The organism is Mycobacterium sp. NGS51 (assembly GCF_059812525.1).
This window is the reverse complement of record NZ_JCALCV010000001.1, coordinates 339,655-363,772: the sequence shown is the minus strand read 5'-3', so window position 1 is coordinate 363,772 and position 24,118 is coordinate 339,655. Positions and strand designations below refer to the sequence as shown.

The 24,118-nt window shown below is 64.2% G+C and carries 22 protein-coding genes; 3 read left to right on the top strand and 19 right to left on the bottom strand.

Features of this window, described 5'->3' with window-relative positions; genetic code table 11:
* Positions 1 to 2: 2 nt before the first annotated feature.
* The 8 genes from AC5Y5W_RS01885 to AC5Y5W_RS01850 form a co-directional block, all read right to left on the bottom strand.
* Positions 3 to 953: an enoyl-CoA hydratase/isomerase family protein gene (locus tag AC5Y5W_RS01885; protein ID WP_500008790.1), complete on the bottom strand. Its 951-nt coding sequence runs from the start codon at positions 951 to 953 to the stop codon at positions 3 to 5.
* Positions 946 to 2,076 (bottom strand): M24 family metallopeptidase, encoded by a 1,131-nt coding sequence (locus tag AC5Y5W_RS01880; RefSeq protein WP_500008788.1) that lies wholly within the window; start codon positions 2,074 to 2,076, stop codon positions 946 to 948. Before AC5Y5W_RS01880 ends, AC5Y5W_RS01885 begins: the two co-directional genes overlap by 8 nt.
* Complete coding sequence (locus AC5Y5W_RS01875) at positions 2,066 to 3,295, bottom strand: M24 family metallopeptidase (RefSeq protein WP_500008856.1); 1,230 nt, start codon at positions 3,293 to 3,295, stop codon at positions 2,066 to 2,068. Before AC5Y5W_RS01875 ends, AC5Y5W_RS01880 begins: the two co-directional genes overlap by 11 nt.
* 21 nt (positions 3,296 to 3,316) lie before the next feature.
* Entirely contained in the window at positions 3,317 to 4,378 is a 1,062-nt protein-coding gene (locus AC5Y5W_RS01870) for an amidohydrolase family protein (RefSeq protein ID WP_500008855.1), read from the bottom strand.
* A gap of 176 nt (positions 4,379 to 4,554) precedes the next feature.
* Positions 4,555 to 5,796, bottom strand: a complete 1,242-nt coding sequence (locus tag AC5Y5W_RS01865) for a cytochrome P450 (protein WP_500008787.1) — start codon at positions 5,794 to 5,796, stop codon at positions 4,555 to 4,557.
* A gap of 3 nt (positions 5,797 to 5,799) precedes the next feature.
* Complete coding sequence (locus AC5Y5W_RS01860) at positions 5,800 to 5,994, bottom strand: ferredoxin (protein WP_500008786.1); 195 nt, start codon at positions 5,992 to 5,994, stop codon at positions 5,800 to 5,802.
* Positions 5,991 to 6,755 carry a TetR/AcrR family transcriptional regulator gene (locus AC5Y5W_RS01855; protein WP_500008785.1) on the bottom strand — a complete coding sequence of 255 codons (765 nt, stop codon included), beginning with the start codon at positions 6,753 to 6,755 and terminating at the stop codon, positions 5,991 to 5,993. Before AC5Y5W_RS01855 ends, AC5Y5W_RS01860 begins: the two co-directional genes overlap by 4 nt.
* A gap of 45 nt (positions 6,756 to 6,800) precedes the next feature.
* Positions 6,801 to 7,613, bottom strand: a complete 813-nt coding sequence (locus AC5Y5W_RS01850; protein WP_500008784.1) for an SDR family NAD(P)-dependent oxidoreductase — start codon at positions 7,611 to 7,613, stop codon at positions 6,801 to 6,803.
* 276 nt (positions 7,614 to 7,889) lie between these two features.
* On the opposite strand from AC5Y5W_RS01850, the gene pstS (AC5Y5W_RS01845) reads away from it, so the two are divergent.
* From pstS (AC5Y5W_RS01845) to pstA, 3 genes are all read left to right on the top strand, one after another.
* Complete coding sequence (gene pstS / locus AC5Y5W_RS01845; RefSeq protein WP_500008783.1) at positions 7,890 to 9,032, top strand: phosphate ABC transporter substrate-binding protein PstS; 1,143 nt, start codon at positions 7,890 to 7,892, stop codon at positions 9,030 to 9,032.
* 63 nt (positions 9,033 to 9,095) lie between these two features.
* Positions 9,096 to 10,040, top strand: coding sequence for a phosphate ABC transporter permease subunit PstC (pstC, locus tag AC5Y5W_RS01840; protein ID WP_500008782.1), 945 nt, complete (start codon positions 9,096 to 9,098; stop codon positions 10,038 to 10,040).
* Positions 10,037 to 10,942, top strand: coding sequence for a phosphate ABC transporter permease PstA (gene pstA / locus AC5Y5W_RS01835; RefSeq protein WP_500008781.1), 906 nt, complete (start codon positions 10,037 to 10,039; stop codon positions 10,940 to 10,942). Before pstC ends, pstA begins: the two co-directional genes overlap by 4 nt.
* A gap of 31 nt (positions 10,943 to 10,973) precedes the next feature.
* On the opposite strand, the gene AC5Y5W_RS01830 is transcribed toward pstA, so the two are convergent.
* The 11 genes from AC5Y5W_RS01830 to AC5Y5W_RS01780 form a co-directional block, all read right to left on the bottom strand.
* Positions 10,974 to 12,977 (bottom strand): serine/threonine-protein kinase PknD, encoded by a 2,004-nt coding sequence (locus tag AC5Y5W_RS01830; RefSeq protein ID WP_500008780.1) that lies wholly within the window; start codon positions 12,975 to 12,977, stop codon positions 10,974 to 10,976.
* Positions 12,964 to 14,076, bottom strand: a complete 1,113-nt coding sequence (gene pstS, locus AC5Y5W_RS01825) for a phosphate ABC transporter substrate-binding protein PstS (RefSeq protein WP_500008779.1) — start codon at positions 14,074 to 14,076, stop codon at positions 12,964 to 12,966. Before pstS (AC5Y5W_RS01825) ends, AC5Y5W_RS01830 begins: the two co-directional genes overlap by 14 nt.
* 180 nt (positions 14,077 to 14,256) lie before the next feature.
* Positions 14,257 to 15,072: an alpha/beta fold hydrolase gene (locus AC5Y5W_RS01820; RefSeq protein ID WP_500008778.1), complete on the bottom strand. Its 816-nt coding sequence runs from the start codon at positions 15,070 to 15,072 to the stop codon at positions 14,257 to 14,259.
* A 95-nt stretch (positions 15,073 to 15,167) separates the two neighbouring features.
* Positions 15,168 to 15,758 carry an NADPH-dependent FMN reductase gene (locus AC5Y5W_RS01815; RefSeq protein WP_500008777.1) on the bottom strand — a complete coding sequence of 197 codons (591 nt, stop codon included), beginning with the start codon at positions 15,756 to 15,758 and terminating at the stop codon, positions 15,168 to 15,170.
* A gap of 8 nt (positions 15,759 to 15,766) precedes the next feature.
* Complete coding sequence (locus AC5Y5W_RS01810) at positions 15,767 to 16,756, bottom strand: cyclase family protein (RefSeq protein ID WP_500008776.1); 990 nt, start codon at positions 16,754 to 16,756, stop codon at positions 15,767 to 15,769.
* A complete protein-coding gene (locus AC5Y5W_RS01805) occupies positions 16,744 to 17,568 on the bottom strand; it encodes a coniferyl-alcohol dehydrogenase (RefSeq protein WP_500008775.1) in 825 nt (274 codons plus the stop codon). Before AC5Y5W_RS01805 ends, AC5Y5W_RS01810 begins: the two co-directional genes overlap by 13 nt.
* The gene (locus tag AC5Y5W_RS01800; protein WP_500008774.1) at positions 17,565 to 18,866 is read right to left on the bottom strand and encodes an LLM class flavin-dependent oxidoreductase; all 1,302 of its coding nucleotides are present in this window, start codon (positions 18,864 to 18,866) and stop codon (positions 17,565 to 17,567) included. The genes AC5Y5W_RS01805 and AC5Y5W_RS01800 overlap by 4 nt, the downstream gene beginning before the upstream one ends.
* On the bottom strand, positions 18,863 to 20,587 hold the full coding sequence (locus tag AC5Y5W_RS01795) for an FAD-binding protein (RefSeq protein ID WP_500008773.1): 1,725 nt from the start codon (positions 20,585 to 20,587) through the stop codon (positions 18,863 to 18,865). Before AC5Y5W_RS01795 ends, AC5Y5W_RS01800 begins: the two co-directional genes overlap by 4 nt.
* A complete protein-coding gene (locus AC5Y5W_RS01790) occupies positions 20,584 to 21,501 on the bottom strand; it encodes a 3-carboxyethylcatechol 2,3-dioxygenase (protein WP_500008772.1) in 918 nt (305 codons plus the stop codon). The genes AC5Y5W_RS01795 and AC5Y5W_RS01790 overlap by 4 nt, the downstream gene beginning before the upstream one ends.
* Complete coding sequence (locus AC5Y5W_RS01785) at positions 21,449 to 23,137, bottom strand: bifunctional 3-(3-hydroxy-phenyl)propionate/3-hydroxycinnamic acid hydroxylase (protein ID WP_500008771.1); 1,689 nt, start codon at positions 23,135 to 23,137, stop codon at positions 21,449 to 21,451. Before AC5Y5W_RS01785 ends, AC5Y5W_RS01790 begins: the two co-directional genes overlap by 53 nt.
* Before the next feature lies 1 nt (position 23,138).
* Entirely contained in the window at positions 23,139 to 24,002 is an 864-nt protein-coding gene (locus tag AC5Y5W_RS01780; protein ID WP_500008770.1) for an alpha/beta fold hydrolase, read from the bottom strand.
* Between the last annotated feature and the right edge of the window lie 116 nt (positions 24,003 to 24,118).

Genomic DNA, 24,118 nt, shown 5'->3' with positions numbered 1-24,118 from the left:
GGTTACCCGTTCTTCTCGCGGTTTGACTTGCTCAACCGGAACTCGGGCGGAAACTTGCTGTCGTTGTCCTTGACCGCGTCGTTCAGCCCGCTGTCGATGGCGTCGTCGAGCATCAAATTGTCCCCGTCGGGAACCGCACTGCCGCCCAGCGACTCGAACAAACCGGTCAGCAGGCTGCCGAGATATTCGCCCTGGTGCTGTTTGACCACCTCGAAGAAGACTTTCTGCATGAAGATGGTATCGGTGGGGCGGTTACGTGCACACGCCAGCGCGTACTTGTCGACTTCGGCCTCCAGCTGCTCCCGCGGCACGACCTTGTTCAAGAAGTTGCAATGGAACATCTCGTCGGCGGTGAACGGCCTTCCGGTGAAGACCATTTCCTGAAAAGTGCGCAGGCCCATCGTCTGAACCCAGGTCCACATTCGCGGCCCCCAGCCGTAGTAGCGGAACGACGGGTGGCCGAACAACGCATCGTCGGAGGCGATCACCAGGTCGGCGTCGGCGGCCTGGTAGAAATGCCAGCCGTAGCAGTATCCCTTGGCTTCGACGATGCTGATCTTCTTGAATTCCTGCAACGTCCGATTCCCGGCCTGCGCGTTGGCGTACCACTGGCTGATCGTTGCGCCGTGACGAAACGATCCTTTGGGCGGGTACCGAATTCCGTCGTCTTCCAGTCTCAGTTCGGCCAGCCGAGCCTCAGGCGAATCGCGACCCGCCATGAACTCGGGAAGGTCGGCGCCGCTGCCGAGGTCGTCGCCGACGCCGCGGATCACCACCACCTTGACGTCGTCGTCGACGGTGGCGCCGTGCAGCAGATCGGCGTAGCGAAGCCGCGCCGCGGTGGTGGGCGCGTTGAGAAACTCGGGCCGGTTGAACGTGATCGTCGCGATCTTTGTCTTCGGGTCCTTCGCGTAGAGGATGATCTCCTCGGGCGGCGGAGGGTTGTCAGGCATGGACGACGCCTTGCCATGACGGACTCGTGGTCAGCAACTCTGGACCGTCCGCAGTGATCAGCACCGCCTCACGGCCGAACACCGCGCCGACGCGTCGTTCCCAAACGTAACCGGTGACGGCGAGCACCATGCCGGGCTCCAACTGTTCCTCGGCGGCGGTTGCCGGCAGATGCGCCGAGACCACCGGCGGGTCGAAACCCAGCCCCAACCCGCGTGCCACCGGCATCGGCGGCAGCGGCTCCCCCGCAGCGTGGTAGGCGGCGAGCAGTTCAGCGGCCGGAGCGGCTGGCTGACACGCATCATAGAGCCTGTCCCACAGCAATTCCCACCGCCGGTAGAGATCGGCGGCACCATCGACTTCGCCCACCGGCCAGCTGCGGCCGACTTCGCCGGCGTAACCGCCGGCAAGCACACCCGCCGACAGTGCCACCAGGTCACCGGACGCGGCTCGTCCATCGTCGCTGCCCCGCCGCCACGGATGATCGCGCGAGGTCACCCATGCCACGTCCTGGGTGGCCGGGGTGCTCACCCCGCCGGCCGCCATGGCCTCCAGCACGACGCCGGCCAGGGTCTTCTCGCTGACTCCGGGCCGCAATTCGGCCACCGCCGCGGCCAGTCCGTTCTCGGCCACCCGGATGGACTCACGCAGTGCCGTCACCTCTTCGGCTGTCTTGATACGCCGGGCGGCCCGCATCGCCAGCTCCCCGTCCACCAGTTCGGCGTTGGGAAAGGCTACCGGCAGCAACTGTGCGAAGCCGGGGGAAAGCGCGTCGGTGCCAACGCGTTTCGCTGTGGCCGCGCTCTCGATGCCTTGCAGCACCGAGATGGTGTTCATCGGATTCCAGGCGATGCCGTAGAGGTTCTCGTGCGGGATATCCTCGGGCACTCCCTCGTCCCAGGTGCTGAGCAGGTGGATGGCCCCGGTTTCCGCGACGACGACACAGGTCGGACCAAACGGGCGGGTGCCGGCCACCCATAGCTGTGGCGCACCGGTCACGTAGCGCACGTTGGCCTGCCGACCGAGCACCAGGATGTCGAGGTCGTGGGCCGCCATTTGGGCCAGCGCGCGCTCGCGGCGCCCGCAGCGCAGCGCGCGGTCGTCGGGCAGAACCTCAGTGGCCATGGCCATAGGGGTCATAGGGGTAGTCGGTCAACGGGATCCAGCCTTCCTCGGTGATGACGATGATTTCTTCGCTGCGATAGCCGCCGGTGCCGTCCTCCCACACCACCGGCTCCAGGACCAGCACCATTCCGGGTTCGAAAACAAAGTTCTCGTCAAACTCGTCACCGAGATCGGTTCCGATCATTGGTGTTTCAGCAGCGTTCACGCCGATACCGTGACCCAGGTAGAAGTGCGGCAGCCACGGCCGACTGCCACCATTGGCTTTCGTGGCGGCTCTACCCAGCTGCGCGGCGGTAGAGCCGGCACGCGTAACACCGAGCACCGCGGTCATGATTTCCCGCCACCGGTCGAACTGTGCCTGCTGGCGCGGTGTGGGGTCCTGGCCCACCACCCAGGTTCGGCCGAAGTCCGAGCAGTAGCCGGCGTAGGTGATGCTGACGTCGGTCCACAACACGTCGCCGGCAACCAGTTCGCGCTCGGTTGTCAGCAGCGGCAACGCCAGATCGCCGTGGGTGGTCCACACCCCGTCGGCCTTGTTCTTCGGCATCACTTGCCAGATCGGTTCGAGCATGCTGGCCATCGCGCCCAGCTCAAAGGCGCGACGCAAAAATCCGGCCGACAGATCGATTTGGCGAATGCCGGGGGCCAGAGCGGCCTGCACGTCGACCATGGCCTGGTCGGTGATCCGGCACGCCGTGCGGATACAGGCCAACTCGTCGGGAGTCTTGATGAGCTTGGCGGCACCAATCACCTGGGCGGCATCGACCGGTCTGCCCGCCCGGAACAACTGGTCCTGGGCGCGCCGCATCGCTCCGGTGAACTCGTCGACCGCGACGACCGCCTCGGCGGGCACCAATTCGGCGACCACCCGCGCGAAGTTCTGCACGCCCTCGTCGAACTCCAAATAGACCGGGCCGTGCAGATGGTCGGCGGGCAGCCCGGATTCCGATGCCGTACCTTCGCGGAACGGCAGGAACAAATGTGGCCACGGGTCGTCGGCGCACACCACCGCGACGGGGCGCTCGACGTAGGACAACCCGGCATCGCCCAGTGGCCAGCTCGCACCGGTGGCATAGACGACGTTGTTGTTTCCCAGCAGGATCAACGCGTCGACGCCGCGGTCGGCCATCGCCGAGCGTAGCCGCGCACCGGTCTGAAAGCGCATCCGGTCGAGGTCTGGAGTGTCCGGGATCTCGATTGCAGACGGCGCTGCCTGCATAAACGTGGTCACCAAACTGCCTTACAGTCCGAGGAATTGGGTGATGTTGCCGCTCACAATCTGCATAGCCGCCTCCGGACCGACCGCATCGACGACTGCGGCCAGCGACTTCTCGGAATAGCCGTAGGTGCTTTCGTTGTGCGGGTAGTCGCTCGACCACATCACCTTGTCGACGCCGATCTTGTCGATCAACTGCAAACCCAGCGGGTCGACCATGAACGACGCGCTCATGTGCTTGTCCCAGTAGTACCGCACGTCGTGCTCGACGGGACGGTTGAACATGTGCTGATAGGACGCGACGAGATGCTCGGCGTCCTGTAAAGCCCATGGCACCCAGGCGATCCCGCCTTCGAACCAGCCGATCCGCAGCTTCGGATGCCGGTCGAGGATGCCGGAGAAGATGTACTTGGAGAAGGTTTCCCGGAAGCCGTCGATGTTGATCATCATGCCGACCACCACGCTGTTGAATTCGCATGGGGTTTTCGGCGGCGTCTCGCCGATGTGATGGGTGACCGGCAGGCCGGCTTCTTCGATCTCGTCCCACACCGGGCTCATGGCATCACTGGCATAGTCGATGATATTGCCCTCGTCGTCCTTCCCCGGGTTCAGCGGAAGCAGGAACGTCTTGAGGCCAAGCGATTTCAGCTCCGCAAGCGTCCGGCGGGTACCTTCCGGGTCCCACCAGTTGATCAGGCCCGCACCGTAAAAGTGACCGCCTGATCGCTCCTGCAACTCGGCGATGTACTCGTTGTAGATGCGGAACGCGAGTTCGCGAAGCATTTTGTCCGGGTAGTGGAAGAGCGCCAGGATCGCGTTGGGGAATGCCAACTCCTTGGCGACCCCGTCGTCGCGCAACTCCTGGATTCGCGCTTCGATGTTGGTGCTTCCGGCCCCCGGTAGGTCGTCGTACTGCATCAGCACCGCGCTGAAGTCGCCCGGCAGGAACGACTGCCCTTTGCGGCCGACCTGATAGGCGCCATCCTCGTACCAGATTCGCGGCGCCTTGTCTTTGAGGTCATCCGGGAAACGCTCGTAGAAGATGTCCTCGGCAAGCGAAATGTGGTTGTCTGCAGAGAAAACCACCGTGCCTGCCGGCAATCCGGTGCTTTTGACGTCGGCGTGTCCACGTCGATCCTTGGGTGCGCCGTATCCTCCGGGCGGGTAAAGCGAGAGGGTGGACTGGCTGGACATCGTTGATCCTCCAATCGGATCGGCTTGGTTTTCGAGGGTAGTCATCTAGGCCTGGCCCGTATAGGCGATCACCAGGTCACCGGCAACTCGTAGACGCCGTAGGCGAGGCGGTCATTTTTGAACGGGATCTTGTCGAACGGCACAGCCAGTTTCAGGGTGGGCATGCGCCGGAACAATTTGTGAAAGACCATCTGCAACTCCACGCGGGCCAACTGCTGGCCGACGCATTGGTGCGGGCCGAAACCGAACGCCAAATGCTGGCGGGCGGGCCGATTCAGATCGACTACCTCGGGGTCCGGGAACTCGGCGGGGTCCCAGTTCGCCGGAGCCAAGTCGATGATGATGCCCTCGCCGGCACGGATCACCTCGCCGGCGATCTCGATGTCCTCAGCGGCCACCCGGCGCTGCCCGTTCTGAATGATGGACAGGTAGCGCAGCAGTTCCTCGACCGCGTTGGCGATCACGGTGTCGTCGTTGGTGTCTCGGACCACCGCCAACTTCTCGGGCTCTTGTAGCAGCGCAAGAATCCCCAGACCGATCATGTTCGCGGTGGTTTCGTGGCCGGCTATCAGCATCCCGGTGCCCAGCTGAGTCGCCTCCTTGAGACTGAGTTCGCCGGATTTCACCCGGTCCCCCAAATCCGACACCATGTCTTCAGTGGGTTCGGTTATCCGGGCCTCCAACAGCCGGATCAGATACTTGGACAGCTCGGTCGCACCTGCGGCGGTGTCCTTGGCGGTCGCGTACCGGGAGACGCCCATCGTCGCGTGCTCTTGGAAGAAGCCGTGATCTTCGTAAGGGACGCCGAGCAGTTCACTGATCACCAGCGACGGGATCGGCAACGCCAGCGCCGTCACCAGATCGGCGGGTTGCGGGCCGGCCAAGATGGCGTCGACGTGCTCGTCGATGATCTGCCCGATCGCTGGGCGCATGGCTTCAACTCGCCGGGAGGTCAGCGGGCGGGACAGCATGCGCCGGAAGCGAATATGTTCGGCACCGTCGGAGGTGAACACCGACCGGGGACGCTTGTGCACCGTCGCCAGCATGCCTTCGTTCCAGTGCGGAAAGCCATCCCGCCGGTCGTCGACACTGACCCGCGGGTCACCGAACAGTGCCCGCGCCTCCTGGTAGCCGGTGATCAGCCACGGCATGCTGCCGTCCCAGATCCGCACCCGGGAAAGCGGTTTCGTCTGTGCAAGCGCCATCACGTCCGGCGGCGGCGCGAACGGGCAACCGCCCGACCTCGCCATCGGGTATTCCGGAATTCCCGACGTGGTCTCGGTCGCGGCGCCGGTGAGCGTGTCGGACACTTCTCACTCCTCGATGTGAATGGCTTGGGCGGGGCACACCGCGGCGGCGCCGCGGGCGTCGTCAGCCTGCTCGGCTAATGGGTTTTGGTTGAGCAGCACCACGACACCGTCCTCGTCGCGTTGGTCGAAAACTTCGGGCGCCCGCATCACGCAGTTTCCCGAAGAGGCGCATGCGTCTTGGTCGACAGTTACTTTCACCGGCCGCTTCTTTCACTGACCGGGGCAAGCCACAAACCCACGATCGCGTCGATGAGACCGGAACCGGCGGCCTGCCAACTGGTTCGGGGCACCGATGCGCCCGTCAATAGCGGCGACCCGTCCCCCGCAAGCGGGAGGTGCCCCCGGCCCTCGGCTACGCCGAGCTTGCGATCGCCGCGATTCGATGCCGTCGATCCGCTAGCCATGGCCCGTTCCCGATCGGCGCAGGTGTGCATCAGCAGGTTGCGGGCCATCAGATTGCGCTCCACCCGAACCTCGACCGGCAACTCGGGCAGGCAGCCGTTGATGCCGTCGATCACCTGCACCAGCGACGGGGATGTCAGCGCATCCTTGACGACGATGTTGTGATAGGCCGGGTCGGTCATCACCTGTGCGGCAAACCGCGCGTACCAAGTGGGGTTGCCCAGCTCGGCGAGATGCTCGGTGAGCGGACGCACCAGGCACGCTACCCAGTCGCGCATCTCGTTAGACGCGCCGGCCTGCAAAAGCTGAGCAACCATCTTGTCGCGCAGTCGCTCGATGGGCGCCCGGTGCTTGTGTTCAATGGCTCGTACCAGATCAGTTTTGGTGCCGAAGTGGTAGCCGACCGCAGCATTGTTGCCCTGGCCGGCGGCCTCGCTGACCTGCCGGTTGGACACCGCGAAAACCCCGTGTTCGGCGAACAACCGCTCAGCCGCAGTCAGGATCGCCTCCTGAGTCGTGCTGGCCCGCTCGGTGCGCGCGGGCCTGGCCGTAGTCACGCCGCCTAGTCAACCGCGCAGCGCGGTTTAAGTCAAGCGATTGATTTAAACGGTCGGACGACGCCGGCGGATCGCTTTGCCGGCCGACGTTCCGCCGTCGACCGGAAGCACCGTCCCAGTGACGTAGCGGGATCGGTCGCCGGCCAAATAGAGCGCGGCTTCGGCGACGTCGTCCGGCGTGCCCTCGCGCTGCAGCGGCCGGTCGGCCCGCATCTGCTCCCGGATCGTGTGCTCGAAGCGTTCGAGCTCTTCAGGCGACTTGGCGGAGGCCGACGATGCCAGTATCGGAGTGGGAATATTGCCCGGAGCAATGCAATTGACCCGGATCTCGTAATGTGCCAGCTCGATTGCCACAGACTTGGTGAACTGGATGACCGCCGCCTTAGAAGCGCGATACGTCATCACCCCGCCACCGGCCTGGATACCACCGATCGACGACACATTGACGATCGAACCGCCGCCGGCGGTCGCCATGTGCCGCGCCGCCTCGCGGGTGCCTGCCATGACGCCGAGCACGTTGACCGCCATCACCCGCTGGAAGTCGGCGAGGTCGTCCTCCAGAAAACTGCGGTGCATCCGACTGGAAATACCGGCGTTGTTGACCATGATGTCAAGGCCGCCGACCTGCCGAACCGCCCACGACACCAACTCGGTGACCTGGTCGGGGTCTGCAGTGTCGGTCTGACGGAAATCCGCTTGGGCGCCATGCCTTTCGGCTAGCGCTTTGCCCCGATCGGCATCGACATCACCGATCACCACCCGGGCGCCCTCCGTCAGGAACCTCTCGACGATGCCAGCGCCGATGCCCGAGGCACCGCCGGTGACGATCGCGACCTTGCCGGCTAATTCGTTGACCACACCGATGAGTTAATCGACGCAATCTCGGTTAAGTCAAGCGATTGATTTAGGAACGACTGTTTCCCGTCGTCGGCGATCTTGAAAAACCGGTGGATTCCCTGGCTGGCTGATCTTCGTGCGTGATACGTTCGCGTCGGTGGGGCCTTTAACTATGCGTCTACACGGTGCCGGCTTGGAGCAGCCGCGGACCCACCCCACTTGCATGGCTGCGGAGCTTGGCGTGACCTGGTGGCGCAGTGAATGCAGTCGTCATCCCTTCCGTTCAAAGGAGCCGATTTGAAACTCAAACGATGTGGCGCTGCGCTCGGTGTGATTGCCACCGGCGCACTGGTGCTGTCGGCGTGCGGCAATGACAACAGCGCGAATCAAGGCAACCAAGGGAACAATCAAGGGGCGCAGCCGTCTGGTTCGGCGGCTTCGTCGTCGGCGAACGTCACGTGCGGTGGAGCCAAAACGCTCAAGGCCAGCGGGTCGACAGCGCAGGCCAACGCGATGGCTCGATTCGTCAACGCGTTCGAACAAGCGTGCGCAGGTCAAACCTTGAACTACACCGCCAACGGCTCGGGTGCAGGGATCAACGAATTTCTGGGTAAACAAACCGATTTCGGTGGCTCGGACGTACCGCTGAGTGCAGATGAGGCCGGCAAAGCGCAGGAGCGTTGCGGCTCGCCGGCATGGAACCTGCCCACGGTGTTCGGCCCGATCGCGATCACCTACAACGTCAAGGGCGCAGACAAACTGGTTCTCGACGGGCCGACGGCCGCCAAGATCTTCAACGGTGCCATTACCACCTGGGATGACCCTGCGATCAAGGCGCTGAACACCAACGCCACGCTGCCCGCCGAGCCGATCCACGTCGTGTTCCGCAGCGATGAGTCTGGCACGACAGCCAACTTCCAGGAATACCTCGATGCCGCGTCCGACGGCGCGTGGGGCAAGGGTGCCGGAAAGACGTTCAACGGCGGCGTCGGCGAGGGCGCCAAGGGCAACGACGGCACTTCGGCTGCCGTCAAGAACACCGAAGGGTCGATCACCTACAACGAGTGGTCGTTCGCGCAGGCGCAGAAACTGAACATGGCTCAGATCGTCACGTCCGCGGGTCCCGAGCCGGTGTCGATCAGCAGCGACTCGGTCGGCAAGACGATCAGCGGCGCAACGATCAAGGGACAGGGCAACGACTTGGTCCTCGACACGATGTCGTTCTACAAGCCGACGCAGGCCGGCTCCTACCCAATCGTGCTGGCGACGTATGAGATCGTCTGCTCGAAGTATCCCGACCCGCAGGTTGGTTCGGCTGTCAAGGCGTTCCTGCAGGCCACCATCGGCCCAGGGCAGAACGGCTTGGCGGACAACGGGTACATCCCGATTCCCGACTCGTTCAAGTCGAGACTGTCCACCTCGGTCAACGCTATCGCCTGATCTGAGGCCGCCATTTCCCGAGAATCGCTGACCCGGCCCAATCCGACCGGGGCAAAGCCTGGGTTGACGGCGACAGGTAGCGGCGCAGGACGGCACGGCGACCGACTGTTCAAGTCGGTCGCCGTTGCCGCCGGCGCGACGATCGTGATCGCGATCCTGCTCATCGCAATCTTTCTGCTGGTCAACGCCGTGCCGTCGCTGCGCGCCAACCATGCGAATTTCTTCACCAGTGCCGAATTCGACACCCGTGACGCCAAGAACCTGGCATTCGGCATTCGCGACCTGTTCATGGTCACGGTGCTGAGTTCGATCTTCGCCCTAGTGTTGGCCGTGCCGGTCGCGGTCGGAGTGGCGGTGTTTTTGACCCAGTACGCCCCGGTACGACTGTCACGTCCGTTGGGGGCGATGGTTGATCTGCTGGCGGCGGTGCCGTCCATTGTCTACGGGTTGTGGGGGATCTTCGTGCTGGCACCGCAGCTCGAACCGATCGAACTCTTTCTCAACCGCCACCTGGGCTGGTTGTTTCTGTTCGACAAGGGCAATGTGTCCTTGGTCGGTGGCGGCACCATCTTCACCGCCGGCATCGTGCTGGCCGCGATGATCCTGCCCATCATCTCGTCGGTGTCGCGAGAAGTGTTCCGCCAAACCCCGCATATGCAGATCGAAGCAGCGCAGGCACTCGGCGCGACGAAGTGGGAGGTCGTGCGGATGACCGTGGTGCCGTTCGGTCGGAGCGGTGTCATTGCAGCCTCAATGCTGGGGCTGGGCCGTGCCCTGGGAGAAACCGTGGCGGTGCTGATCATCTTGCGCGCGGCCGCCCAGCCCGGACATTGGTCGCTGTTCGACGGCGGCTATACGTTCGCTTCCAAGATCGCTTCGGCCGCAAACGAATTCACCGAACCATTGCCGACGGGGGCCTTCATTTCCGCTGGATTCGTGCTGTTCGTGCTGACGTTCATGGTCAACGCCGCCGCCCGTGCGGTCGCGGGCGGAAGGGTGAACGGGTGAGCACCGCAGCGCTCGACCGGCCGGTTAAAGCTGCGGCGTTTCGCGGCATCAGCATTCGGCGGCGGATCACGAACAACGTCGCGACGATGCTTTTCTTCGGCTCATTCGTTGTCGCGTTAGTGCCGCTGGTCTGGCTACTGTGGGTCGTCGTTGATCGTGGCTGGTACGCCGTCACCCGATCAGGCTGGTGGACCCACTCACTACGCGGCGTGTTGCCCGAGCAATTCGCCGGCGGGGTCTACCACGCGTTGTACGGGACGGTGGTGCAGGCGGCGGTGGCCGCCATCATCGCCGTGCCGCTGGGATTGATGGTCGCGGTGTACTTGGCCGAGTATGGTCCCGACCGCTTGACCCGGGTGACCACCTTCATGGTCGACGTGCTGGCCGGGGTGCCCTCGATCGTGGCGGCGTTGTTTGTATTCAGCCTCTGGATCGCCACTTTGGGCTTCGAGCAAAGCGGATTCGCGGTGTCGCTGGCGTTGGTCTTGCTGATGTTGCCGATCGTGGTGCGCGCGGGCGAGGAGATGCTCAAGCTGGTGCCTGACGAACTGCGGGAAGCCAGCTACGCGTTGGGCATCCCGAAGTGGAAAACGATCGTGCGGATCGTCATTCCCGTTGCGCTGCCAGGCATCATCTCCGGTGTCTTGTTGGCGTTCGCACGCATTATCGGAGAAACCGCACCGGTACTGGTGCTGGTCGGCTACAGCCGCTCGATCAATTACGACATGTTCAGCGGCAACATGGCGTCACTGCCGCTGCTGATCTACACCGAACTCACCAACCCCGAACACGCCGGTTTTCTGCGGGTCTGGGGCGCGGCGCTGACCCTGATCATCGTGGTGGCCGTCGTCAACGTGGTGGCCGCTTTGGCGACCAGGATTCTGTCCATCGGGCGGCGGTAAGCCGTTCCGCCGCTGAGACTTCCGGGGCAGATCAACTGGGCGGCAACTTCTCCACCCTGTTGTTGCCGCGGTCGGCAACGTAGACGTTTCCGTCGTTGTCTACCGCGACATCCAACGGGGTGTTGAGGCCGGTGAACGGCAACACCACCGGTTTGTCCGACCCGGCCGGCAACTTCACCACCTGGCTGTTGTCGTGTTCGGTGACGTAGACGGTGCCGGCCTTGTCGACTGCGATACCCCAGGGCACCGCAAGACCGGTGAACGGCAGTTCGATCTGCTGGTTCGTCCCAGCCGTCAGCTTGAGCACCCTGTTGTTGTCGGAATCGGTGATGAAAACGTTGCCGGTGCTATCCACCGCCACACCATCTGGGTGGTTGAGACCGTTGAAGGGCAGATCAGTCTGCTGGTTGGTACTCGCGTCGAACTTCACCACCCTGTCGTTGCCCCGGTCGGCGACGTACACGTTGTTGGCGCTGTCCACGGCCACACCTTCGGGATAGTTGAGACCGTTGATCGGCAGGTCCGTCTGGTCGTTGGACCCGGGCGCCAACTTCACCACCCTGTTGTTGAAGTCTGTGACATACACGGCGCCGGCACTGTCCACGGCCACCCCTTGGGGTTCGTACAGGCCGGTGAACGGCAGTACGGCCGGGCTACTCGAGTCGGGCGCCAACTTCACCACCCGGCCGTACATGCCCTGGTTGGTGACATAGACGTTGCCGGAGCTGTCCAATGCGACGCCACCCGGGGAGAGGTGGAAGTTGAGGCCCTTGAACGGCAGGTCAACTTGCCCGTTCGCCGACTTCGGGCCGGACGACGACCCGAATATCAGAATCGCAACCGCGACGAGGACGCCAACCACGACGAGCGCGATTGCCCCGAGGAGGACCCACCGCCTGCGTTGCTCGTCGTCGGCCCCCGGCGGTTTGCTGAAGTCCGGTGTGTCGCCCGGGCTGCCCGCCGCCGGGATCCCCGGTTGGCTGGGCCAGTTGCCGCCGCCGGTCTCCGGCGGCGGTGCCCACGCCGGCTGGGTCCATCCGTCGCCGCGCGGACGTGACCCCGTGGACTGGTTGCGGAAACCGGCAGGGCCCGGGTCGGCGACGGGGGCCATTTGGGTGGCATCTTCGCCTCGCCGCAGAATCGTGGCGGCTTGATGCTGGTCGGTTGCCGTCAGCGCCTCGTGGGCGGCTGCAGCCAGATCACCGGCGGTGCGATAGCGTTCCTCGGGCTTTTTGGCCATGCCCTTGGCGATCACCTGGTCGAGGGCCGGCGGAACCTTGCCGGGTTGCATTTGGCTGGGCCGCGGCACCGGCTGCATCAAATGCGCGGCGACCAACTGTTCGATGCTGTCCACCCGGTAGGGCGGCGCACCCGTCAAACACTCGGCCAATACACAGGCGAGCGCATAGATGTCCGCGGGATAACTGACCTCGTCGCCGGAGAACCGCTCCGGGGCCATGTACTTGTAGGTCCCGATCGCGGTGCCGGTCTGGGTCAGCCCCGGATCGGTCGCGGCGCGCGCAATACCGAAATCCACCAGATAGGCGAAGTCGTTCCCGGTGATCAGAATGTTTTCCGGCTTGACGTCGCGATGCATCACGCCGCTGGCATGCGCCGCGTCCAGCGCGGCGGCGATCTGGCTGACGATTGCCACCGCCCGCCCCGGCGGCAACGGCCCGCCGCGCGCCAGAATCTCACGCAGCGACGTGCCCTCGATCAGGCGCATGTCCACGTAGAACTGCCCATTGATCTCGCCGTAGTCGTGGATCGGCACCACATGTGGCTCGGTCAGCCGTCCCGCGGTGTCGGCCTCGCGTTGCATCCGGGCGCGGAACTCCGGGTTTCCGGAAAATTGCGAGGAGATCAGCTTCAACGCCACCACTCGCCGTTTGCGGGTGTCCTCAGCCTCGTAGACCTCGCCCATTCCGCCGCGGCCCAGTAGCCGCTTCAGCTGATAAGGCCCGAACCACGAACCCACCCGCGAATCTGGGTCGGTCACCGTCGACGCTCCCTTCCGCTGATCACGAGATCGCATTCACCGCCGACTCGAGTTTCGATTCGAACGATTTCGGTAGCGGAATGTATCCGTACTCGTCCAAACCGTCCTGACCGGAACCGATGGCGGCCTGCATAAACGCTCTCACCGCCGGGCCGGTGGCGGGATCCGGATACTTCGAGCAGACGATCTCATAGGTCGCCAGCACGATCGGGTAGGCACCGGACTGGGTGGGCTTGTAGAACGACGACGTGTCCACCACCAGGTCGTTGCCCTGCCCCTTGAACTTCGCACCGTCAATCGTCTTGCCGACGGATTCGGAGGTGATCGTCACCGGATCCGGCCCCGCTGAGGTAATGACCTGGGCCATGTTCAGCTGACGCCCCACCGCGTAGGACCACTCGTTGTAGGTGATCGCTCCGTCGGTGGTCCGCAGCACCGACGACGTGCCGCCATTGCCGACGGCGCCCTGCCCGACACCTCCGTTGAACGTTTTGCCGCTGCCTTTGCCCCAGGCACCGTCGGAGGCAACGTCGAGGTAGTTCTGGAAGTTGTCGGTGGTACCGGACTCGTCGCTGCGGAACACGACCAGAATCGGCGTCGGGGGCAGATTGGTGCCCTTGTTGAGCGCCGTGATCGCCGGGTCGTTCCACATCGTGATGCTGCCGTTGAAGATCTTCGCCGTCGTGGGCCCGTCCAGGTTCAGGGTGTTGACGTTTTTGATGTTGTAGGTGATCGCGATCGGGCCGAACACCGTCGGGAGATCCCACGCCGGCGAACCGCACCGCGCCGCCGCTCTGTCGGGCTCACCCTTCGACGGATCCAGAGCCACGTCGGAGCCGCCCAGATCAGTCTCGTTGCTGAGGAACTGCTCCACGCCCTTGCCAGAGCCATTGGCGTCGTAGTCCAGCGTGTAACCGGGGCACGCCCGGATGTAGGCATAGACGAATTGCTCGATCGCGTGCGTTTGCGCGGTGGAACCACTCGCCTTGAGCTTCTTTTTGCCGCCGCAGTCCACGGGCACCGCCGTTGCACTGGATTGCGACGACGAGCTGTTGTCATGGCTGCTGCACGCCGACAACACCAGTGCGGCGGCGGCCAGCAAGCTCAGGGCGGCGCTGAATCGATGGACCTTCACGCAACTCCTTTGAAGCGTCACGGTGACGAATACGCTCACTCCGCCGCCGGATCGAGCCGAGTGCGGAAGCACCCTCCGTCGCACAGGCGCATCGCTGCTCGGCAATAGTCGGCAACAGAACGCTGAGCTTACCGTGAGTAGGTAACACCCGAGGATGAACGGTCGTTTGTCGCTGCGCGGTCAGCGAAAAAATTCCAGCAGCAATTCGTTGACAATTGACGATTGCTCGATTTGCGGGCAATGGCCCGCCGCTTCAACCACAGCCGAGCGGCCGTCGGGAATCTGGTCGGCAATCTGCTTGGCCCAACCGAGCGGAAGTAGTTTGTCGCACGCGCCTTCGATTACCAGCGTCGGAACCGAAATGCGCGGATACGCACGGCTACTCGACGGGTTCGGTGGCGGCGGGGCGCCGGGACGACGAAACCTCGCCGCCGCGACGGCTTCCCAGGCACCAGGCGCGGTGCTGGATTCGTAACGGCGCCGCACATAGTCGTCGTCGGCCGGGTAGGCGGAATCGTGGAAGAGTGCCGCCACGATGCGGCGCATGCCCTCGAGGGAGGCGTCGTATTCGTACAGCGCCTCCATGTGATGGTTGCGCTGGATGTCTCCGCCGCCGCAGATGACCACCATGGCGCGTGTCGGCAACAAGGCCGAATCCGACGTGGCGTCGTTGAGCAGCATGATGGCGCCCATCGAATTGCCGACGAAGTACGCGGAGTCAATCCCCAACTCAGCGCAGAACCGTGCGACGTGGCGGACTCGCATACCGCGCCCGTCGTTGAAATCGATGACCTTGGCCGACTGCCCGAAACCCAGTATGTCCGGTGCCAGGACCCGATGATTGGCGGCCAGGGCCGCGATGTTGCGTTCCCAACCGATTTCCGCACTGGCACCGAACTCCCCGCCGTGCAGCAAAACGACCGGATCGCCGGCTCCGGCTTCCAGGTAGCTGGTGACGAGCCCGTCGATCATGGTGGTCTTGTGCTGGATCTCCAACGAAGCTCCTCAGTTCGGGGACTTGGCAATCGTGCGTGTCCAACACCACCCGGCATGGAAACCGCCGTGTACCAGCACAAAACGCATGCGGTCGCTCAGCCGGCGCTCGGGGCGGGAGTCGACCGCGCAAACGTCAGCACCTGGGACGCCAACAGGTCGAGCTGGGCCTGCACACCTGCATCGGCCAGTGCTCCGGCCGCATCCCAGATCTGGTCTGCCGAGTTGATCGCCACGCCCAGCGGAGTGGGCCAGGCGCGCAGCGCGTGACCGACCACCCGGAGTTGGTCGAGCGTGCCCACCGCCGCCTGCCATCCGTAGGCGCAGCTGATACACCCCCACGGCTTGTTGTCCAGGTACACCCGGGAATCGTCACGCATGTCCTCGATGTAGTCGAGCGCGTTCTTCACCAATCCCGAGATGCCGCCGTGGTAGCCGGGTGAGCCGACGATGACGGCGTCCGCCTCGCGCAGCGCGCCGATCAGCTCGATGGCTCTGGCTGTTCGGGCCGGTTCGTGCGGGTTGTACATCGGCAGATCGATGTCCTCGCCGCAGTACAGCTTGGTGCGTCCACCTTGGCGCTCAACGGCTGTCAGACAGTTCCGTAGCGCCCGTTCAGTCGACGAGTTCGATCGCAATGTCCCGCCCAGACCGACGACCAGTGGTCCGGCCTCACCTAATGTGGTCATCTTCGCCCTTACTTGATTGCGATGGGATTTACCGGAGACCCCACTGCACCAACGACTCTCAGCGGCGGGGCCACCAGTTGAAACTCGTAGACCCCGTCGGCTGCGCAGTCTGCTGCCAGTGCGGTCAGGTCCCAGTACTCGCCGAGCATCAAACCCATGTCGCGCAGGCACAGCATGTGCATCGGCAAAAACGTTCCCTTGACCCCCGATACCGGGTCTTCGACCATCAGGTTGTCGGCGGCCACGGCAGCGATGTCGTGGTCGTGTAACCAGGAAGCACAGCGCCAGTCCAAACCCGCACCAAGTTCACTGCCATCGCCGGTCTCGAGAAACCGTGCCCACCAGCCAGTCCGGATCAACACAATGTCCCCGCGCTCGATCGTCACCTGCTGTGAGCGGGCCACGTCGTCGAGTTCGCCGGGCGTGATGGGGTTGCCGAGTTCGAGGAACGTGTCCGCGCCGCGGTGGCGCACCAAATCCAGCAGCACACCGCGGGATGTGATGCCTTTGCCGTCGACCTTGTCGATGCCGCAGTGAAATGCGCCGAAACTGGTGACCGAACCCGCCGGAAAGCCGTTGTAGAGCTGGTCGTCGTAGTAGACGTGCGACAACGCATCCCATTGGGTAGCGGCCTGCAGCGGCATGATGATCATGTCGTCGTTGAAGCGGAACGGATTGTCCTGAAAGTATTTACTGAGCTCCTGCGCGCCCGGGTTGCGGTCCCACTGCGGTCCATGCTGGGCTAACGTGCTGGTATCGCCGCCGTCGACAGTCATGACGTGAATCGGATTGTGCCGGAACTGAAACGCGCCCTGCGGGCCCGCTGACCCGAAGTCCACCCCGAGCGGAAAGACCTTACCGTGCTTGACCAAACTCGCTGCTTCGGCGATCTTCTCCGCGGTGATGAAGTTCAGGGTGCCCAACTCGTCGGTATCTCCCCACCGGCCCCAGTTGCTGACCTCGCGTGCGGCGCGCCGAAATTCGGTCAGGCCGGCCACGATGCGGCTCCTCCCTCGAGTTCGCCGGCGATCGCGGCACCCACGGTTCCGCCGTCGACCCAGATGATCTGTCCCGAAACGTAGCTGGCGGCGCGGCTATTCAAGAACACCAGAACCGCGGCTTGTTCGTCGGGCTCGGCGACTCGGCCCAGCGGCTTGGGGATATCGTCGAGATAATCCTGACCGTAGGCGGTCCGCAGTTGGTCGAGAATCGGTGTTTCGGTCACCCCGGGGCCGGTGCAGTTGATCCGGATGCCCCGGGCGCCGAGGGCAGTGGCACATTTCATGGTGTAGAGAATGATCGCTTCTTTCGACAACCGGTAGCCCCCACCGGTCAGCGCGTCGGGGTGGCGGCGGCACCACTCGATGCCCTCGGCCATCGTCGCGGTGTGCAGCAGCCCGGCCGTTGTCTGGTGACGATCCCGGTAGCCGGCGGCCGCCAGCGAGGACACACTCACCACCGACGACCCGGCGGGCATCTTGGGAATCACCGCCTCGGTGAGATGCCGCAGGCCCAGAAAGTTGACCGTCACGACGAGCAGCGGATCGCCGATCCCGGAGGACACACCGGCGACATTGAACAGCGCATCCACCTGCCCGCCAACGGCTGCCACCGCACGATCGATCGACCCGGCGTCAGTCAGGTCAACCTGGTGAAACTCGTCGATTGCAACGGCCGGTCTCGCACGGTCCAGACCGACGACCTCGGCCCCGAGTTCGGTGAGTTGGGCCACCACCTGCGCACCGATGCCCGAAGCACATCCGGTCACGACCGCCCGGCGGCCGTCGTAGCGCCACAGTTGCTCGATCACGAACCTTGTTCTTTGGCACGCTGCGCCGCTTGGACGCGGCCCTCGTTGATCTCGGCCATGGCTTCGGGGATCTCGCTGGCGGTGAACTTCCCTCCCCGGCCGGTGGGCAGCCCGCCGAAGGAGTAGCTTTCGTCGAACTCCGGTGCGGTCGAGGCCGTGCGGCGCCCCTCGATCTTTTCGACGACCGGCGCTAACCGCTTGGCCTTCTCGGCCACCGCTTTGGCATCACGCTCGATGAATTCCGGCAGTACTTCTTTGCCCATGATCTCGATGGATTCCATCGTGCCCTCGTGGCTGCGCGGATTGAGCAGCAGGATGATCTCGTCGACGCCGCTGTCCTCGTAGCCCCGCAGGAACTCTCGCACGGTGGCCGGTGAGCCGATCGCGCCGCGGCCGGGTCCGTAGGCCAGCGTCGGGTCTTTCTCGCATTCTTCGAGATACCGCTTCCAGACGCCGGTGCGTCCGGGGGTGTGCACACCGGTCATGTAGTAGTGCATGATCCCGAACGAGAAGAAGCCGCCGCCCATTCCGAGTCGGTCAAGGGCCTGCTCGTCGGTCTTGGCCACCATCATCGACAGGTCGCCCCCGATGGCCAGGATGTTCGGGTTGATCTGCGGAGTGACCGGAACGCCGCTTTCCTCGAGTTCCTTGTAGTAGCCGTTCACCCGCTCGGTCAGCGGCCCCGGCCCGGTGTAGGCGAAACTGAGTGCGCCGATGCATTTTTGGGCCGCCATTTGGACGGATGCCGGCCTTGTGCAGGCTACCCACACCGGCGGGTGTGGCTTTTGGGCCGGTTTGGGGATGACATTGCGGGCCGGCATCTCGATGTGCCGGCCTTTGAATCCTGTGAACGGCTCCTCGATCATGCAGCGGATCGCCACCTCGAGTGCCTCTTCCCACTGCGCGCGCTTGTCGGCGGGATCGATGCCGAAGCCGCCGAGTTCGCCGACCGACGACGACTCGCCGGTGCCGAACTCGACCCGACCGCTGGAGATCAGATCGAGGGTGGCGATGCGTTCGGCGACCCGGGCCGGATGGTTGACGACCGGCGGCAGGTGCATGATGCCGAAGCCCAGGCGAATGTCCTTGGTGCGCTGGCTAGCCGCGGCCAAGAACATCTCGGGCGCGGTGGAATGGCAGTACTCCTCCAGGAAGTGGTGCTCGGTCAGCCAGACCGTGGAGAAGCCGGCCTTGTCGGCCGCCTCCACCTCGTCGAGGCAGTCCTGCAGCAGGATCCGCTCGTCGTCGGGCTGCCACGGGCGGGGCAGGGCGAATTCGTAGAACAGCGAGATCTTCACTGGTTACCTCCGATAAGTGATGAGCTTTGGCTGACAAGGTGTTTGGCGGCAACGTAGCCGAATGTCATGGCCGGGCCGATGGTCGCGCCGGCACCGGCATAGCTGCGTCCCATGACGGGTGCTGCGGTGTTGCCGACCGCATAGAGACCACCCACCACGGTGTCGTCGTCGCGAAGCACCCGGGCGCACTGGTCGGTGCGCAGTCCGCCCGACGTGCCGAGGTCACCGAGAATGACCTGGAAGGCGTAATAGGGCGGTTTGCCCAGTGGATACAGGTTGGGGTTGGTCAGGGTGGGATCTCCGTAATAGTTGTCGTAAACGCTGTCACCTCTGTTGAAGTCGTCGTCATGACCGTCCCGGGCCAGCTGGTTGAAACGCGTTGCGGTGTGGCGTAGTTGATCGGGCGGGACCCCGATCTGGGCGGCGAGCTCATCCCAGCTGTCCGCGGCTTTGACCACACCCGACGTCAGCCAGGCCTTCGGCACCTTGCGTCCGGTAGGTACCGGGGCGCCCGGAATCTTGGGTAGCGGCAGATGCCCGGCGACAACGTAACGGTTCCAGGACCGGTGGTCGGTGATCAGCCAGCACGGGATGTGGGTGACCCCGGATTTCTGCCCGTCGAGCATGGCGTGACCGAAATCCATGTACGGCGCCGCTTCGTTGATGAAACGCTTCCCCGCACCGTTGACGATGAACTGCGCCGGCATCATGCGCTCGTTGAGCATGAACTGCAGTCGGCCGTCGGGCCATTGGATGGCAGGGAACCACCAGGCTTCGTCGAGCAGCTCGGTGGCGCCGCCCACCTGTTGACCGGCACGGATACCGTCACCAGTGGCCGCGGGGTTACCGAAGCTCCAATCACGGTCGACGACGGGTTGGTGCTCTTTACGCCAGGCCAGATCGTGGTCGAATCCACCGGTGGCCAGAATGACTCCCCGGCGGGCGTGGATCTGCTGCGATACCCCGTCTTTGACGACGACGGCGCCGATGACCGATCCGTCATTGCCGATGAGCAATTGTGTCATCGGCGAGTCCAGCCACAGCGGGATGCCGTGGTCTTTCAGCGCCAGCCGCAGCCGTGCCGCCAGCGATTGACCGATGGCCGCGATGCGGTCGCCGAGAATCCGCGCCCGGATCATCCGCCATACCAGCTTCACTAGGACGGCCTTGCCCGCCCAGGATTGGCGCACCTGATAAAACGATCGAAGCTCCTTGGGGCCCAGCCAAATTCCCTTAGGCGCCAGCGCCAAAGGTTGCAGCAGGTTTTGCTCCTCTTCGGCCAACTCGCGCAGGTCGATGGGAGGCACGTTGATCGTGCTGCCGAGTTCGGAGCCGCCGGGCAATTCCGGGTAGTAGTCGGCATAGCCGGGCTTCCACACAAACTCAAACCATGGGCTAAGTTGCTCGAGAAACGCCATCATCTCCGGCGCGGAGTCGACGTACTGCCGGATCCGCGCATCGCTGACCAACCCTCCGGTGATGCGCTGCAGATACTCGACAACAGCGTCGCGAGGCGGTGCGTAACCTTCCCGGCGTTGCGCCGGCGCGCCCGGCACCCAGATTCCGCCACCCGAGAGCGCCGTGGAACCACCGAAGTGGTGCGACTTCTCGACGACCAGAGTGTCCAGCCCCGAAGCATGAGCCGTCAGGGCGGCGGTCATTCCGCCGCCGCCGGAGCCGACGACCAGCACGTCGACCGTGTGCTCGACAGTGTTCGTCATGTCGATACCGCCGTGCGGATGGCGAACCCGGCGATAAGTTCGGCGGCTGCTTTGTAATAGCGGACCTCGGTCTGGTAGGGACCGGCCGCCGCCAGTGCAGCGAAAGCCGCTACCCAGGTGCGGATCTCGTGCGCGGAGTTGCCGCCTTCATGGGCGATGAACGAGTTGGACCACTCATCGAGATCGGCAAGCTGTCCGGAGTCGACGATCTCGAGGAATCGGTGATCCCAGGCCGGGTTGATCGGTTGACGATCGCTGCGTCCTTCGGCCAGCTCCTGCGCCGCCTCAATTACCGCGGTCTGACGGGCCTGACGCTGCTCGGAGGTCATCGGTTTGCCGTGCACGATTCGTTCCGCCATTTTCGGAGTTGCGCTCGCCAAGGTCGCTATCGGCGGATCATGGGAAAGCCCACCGGATCCCACCACCAGCACCCGCTTATCCAGCGTGGCCAAATGGTGGCCGACCGCGGTTCCCAGCGCTCGGGAACGCTGAAGCGGGCCGAGCGGTGTGGCGACCGAGTTGATGAAGATCGGCACTACCTGGGGCGCGGTCGCGTCGCCGAACAGTTTCTCCAGGGGTTGGACGGTCCCGTGGTCGACGGCCATACTCGCCGAAATCGCGAGGTCGACGCCCGCATCGAGTACCGCTTTGGCGCAGGCGAGCGCGATCGCGTCGGGAACGTTGAGTGGTCCGGCGTGGGTGCCGTAGTCGCCGACACCCGCTGCGCCGGTGGCGATGCAGAACGGCGGCATCAGCTTGTAGAAGAATCCGTTGTAGTGGTCGGGCGCGAAGATGATGACGAGTTCGGGGTCGAACTCGCGCACGAAATTCTGGGCCTGCGCCACCGCACTGTCGATGTCATCAATGAGGTCCTTGGGCGGCCCCGGCAGATTCAGTAGCGGGCTGTGGGACATACAGCACAGGGCTATGGGCACTTCGAGAATCACCCCCTCCCGGAGTCAAGGTGAGGACGTCGAAGAGTGCCGCGCTCAGTTCCGGTGCGAGCTGTGCGATTCCGGCGGCAGCGATGCAACGGTCGGGACGCAGGAACAATACAGATTCCTGGTGGGCATCGAACCAGATTTTCAGATCGCCGTCGCGATCGCCGACAACCACCACGTCGGGATCGTCGTGACCGGTCCACTGCAGCTGAGGCAGTGGACGCGCCGCTATAAATTTCGCGCCGAGCGCCTTCCAGCTCGCAAACGCCTGCTCCCCCAGGATCTCCCGCGGATTGTTGTTCCAGGCCAGCACCGCGAAGTTGGCGCCCAGCACGTCGTCGAGCATGACGTTGCACCGTTGACGGGTATCTACCCGCGGTTGGACGAACAAAGTGCCGACCGGCGAGTCTTCGCGGCGAGGTTCGGAATGCACCACCGCCCCGTGCTCGTAGCGCGGCATCGGCTTGAACCGCATCTCCAGCACATACCGCTTGAGCGAGGGCACAATTGAGGCTGACCGCACCATGAGGTCGCGAATGGCGGCGACCCTTCGGTTAGTCGGGGAGATGACCCGGCCCACCATGGTGGACAGGTCGATCATGGCCCGGGCATGCTTACGCCGTTCGACGTCGTAGGTGTCGAGCAACGCGTCGTCGGCTTGGCCGGTCACCACCGCGGCAAGCTTCCAACCCAGGTTCGCCGCGTCCCGGATACCGCTGTTGTAGCCCTGCCCTTGCCACACCGGCATCAAGTGTGCGGCGTCGCCGGCAAGAAGCAGCCGACCACGACGGAACGCACCCGCGATCCGGGAGTGATGGGTGTACACCCGCCGCCGGATCACCTCGACCCGGTCGGGATACGGCACGAACGGGGCAAGCATGCGCACCAGGAAATTGGGGTCCTGCGCCTGCTCATCGGATTCGTCGGCGTGAATCATGAATTCGAACCGGCGGATTCCGTGCGCGATAGAGATCGACGCATAGGGCCTCTCGGGGTCGGCGCCGACTTCACTGTTGGGATGACCGAGTGGATCATTCGCCAAGTCGACGACCAGCCATCGGGTCGGCGAGGTCGTGCCGTCGAAGGACACGCCCATCAGCCGGCGGGCGGTGCTGCGCCCGCCGTCGCAGCCGACGACATAGCGCGCCTGCACGCTCGACGGATCGCCGTCGCCACCGAACTCGACTGTCACGGCGTCCGGTGCTTCCGCGTATGAAGTCATCGGGCGATTCCAGCACACCTCGACGTGCTCGAATCTGTCCAGACCGCGCAGTAATTCGGCATCAACCAGTGGCTGCACGAAGCCGTTGCGCTTGGGCCAGCCGAACCGGGCATCGGCGGGGGCCATCTCGGCCAGCACTCGGCGCTTGGCGTCGACGAATCGCAGAATTTGGTTCGGCACGGTGTGGGGCAGGATCGCCTCGACGAGGCCGATGGTCTGGAAGGTCCGCAGGGCCTCGTCATCGAGGCCCACCCCGCGCGGATAGTCGATCAACGTTTCTCGCTCGTCGACCACCATGGTGCGAACACCGTGCAGGCCAAGGATATTGGCTAACGTCAGGCCGACTGGGCCCGCCCCGACCACGACGACGTCGAGATCCGTTGTCACGTCAACGGCCCAGCAAGAAGTCGAGATGCAACCGATTGAACGTCTTGGCGTCCTCATACTGCGGCCAATGCCCGCAACCGCCCATCACCTCGAAGCGCGCACCGGGAATCATCGACGCGATGCGGCGGCCCTCGCTGACATCGGCGGTGGGGTCATCGCTGGTCCACAACACCAAGGTGGGCGCGGTGATCCGCCCGTACTCCGCCGGCCCCAACAAGTTGCGCGCCCGGATCTCGGGGTCTTGCAGCGCCATGATGTCGCGCATCGCGGCGACGAAACCCGGCTGCCGGTATACCCGCTGCCGACTGGCGACCAAGTCGTCGTAGCCCTTCGACTTGTCGGCCATCAACCACTTGATCCGGGCCTGCACGGTCTCCCAGGTCGGGTTTTCTGCCGCCGCCATCGACAGCGTGATAATGCGTTGCATCACTTCGGGATCGGCCTGCGAACCGCCGGCGGTGTTCAGCACGAGCCGGTCGACTTTGTCGGGGTGATCGGCAGCGGCGCGCGCGACCACCCAACCGCCGAGCGACTCGCCCGACAGGCTGGCCCGCTCGGCCCCGATGGTGCGCAAAAACGCCAGCAAATGTTCGACGTAGTGGCTGATCTCGAGCGGATGACCGGGCTTGTCGGTGTAGCCGTGCCCCAGCATGTCGATGGACCACGTCCAGAAATGCTCGGCATGTGCTTCCAGATTGCGGACGTATGCCTCGGCGTGGCCGCCTGATCCGTGCAACAGCACGAGCACCGGTTTGCCCGGATCGCCGGTGCGCAGGTAGCGGGTGCGAACGCCCTCGACGTCCAGGTAGCCCTGCTCGAACGGGACACCCTGGAGGTCAGTCCAGACGCTCTCGTACTCGCCCACCTGGTTCCCTTCTCCGGAAATTCAGCTCTCGTCGAGCGCAACCTTGTGTGCTAAAATCGCACGGTGATGTGCACTATATATAGAGCATCACTCGCCGCCGGTGGTCTGTCAAGGGA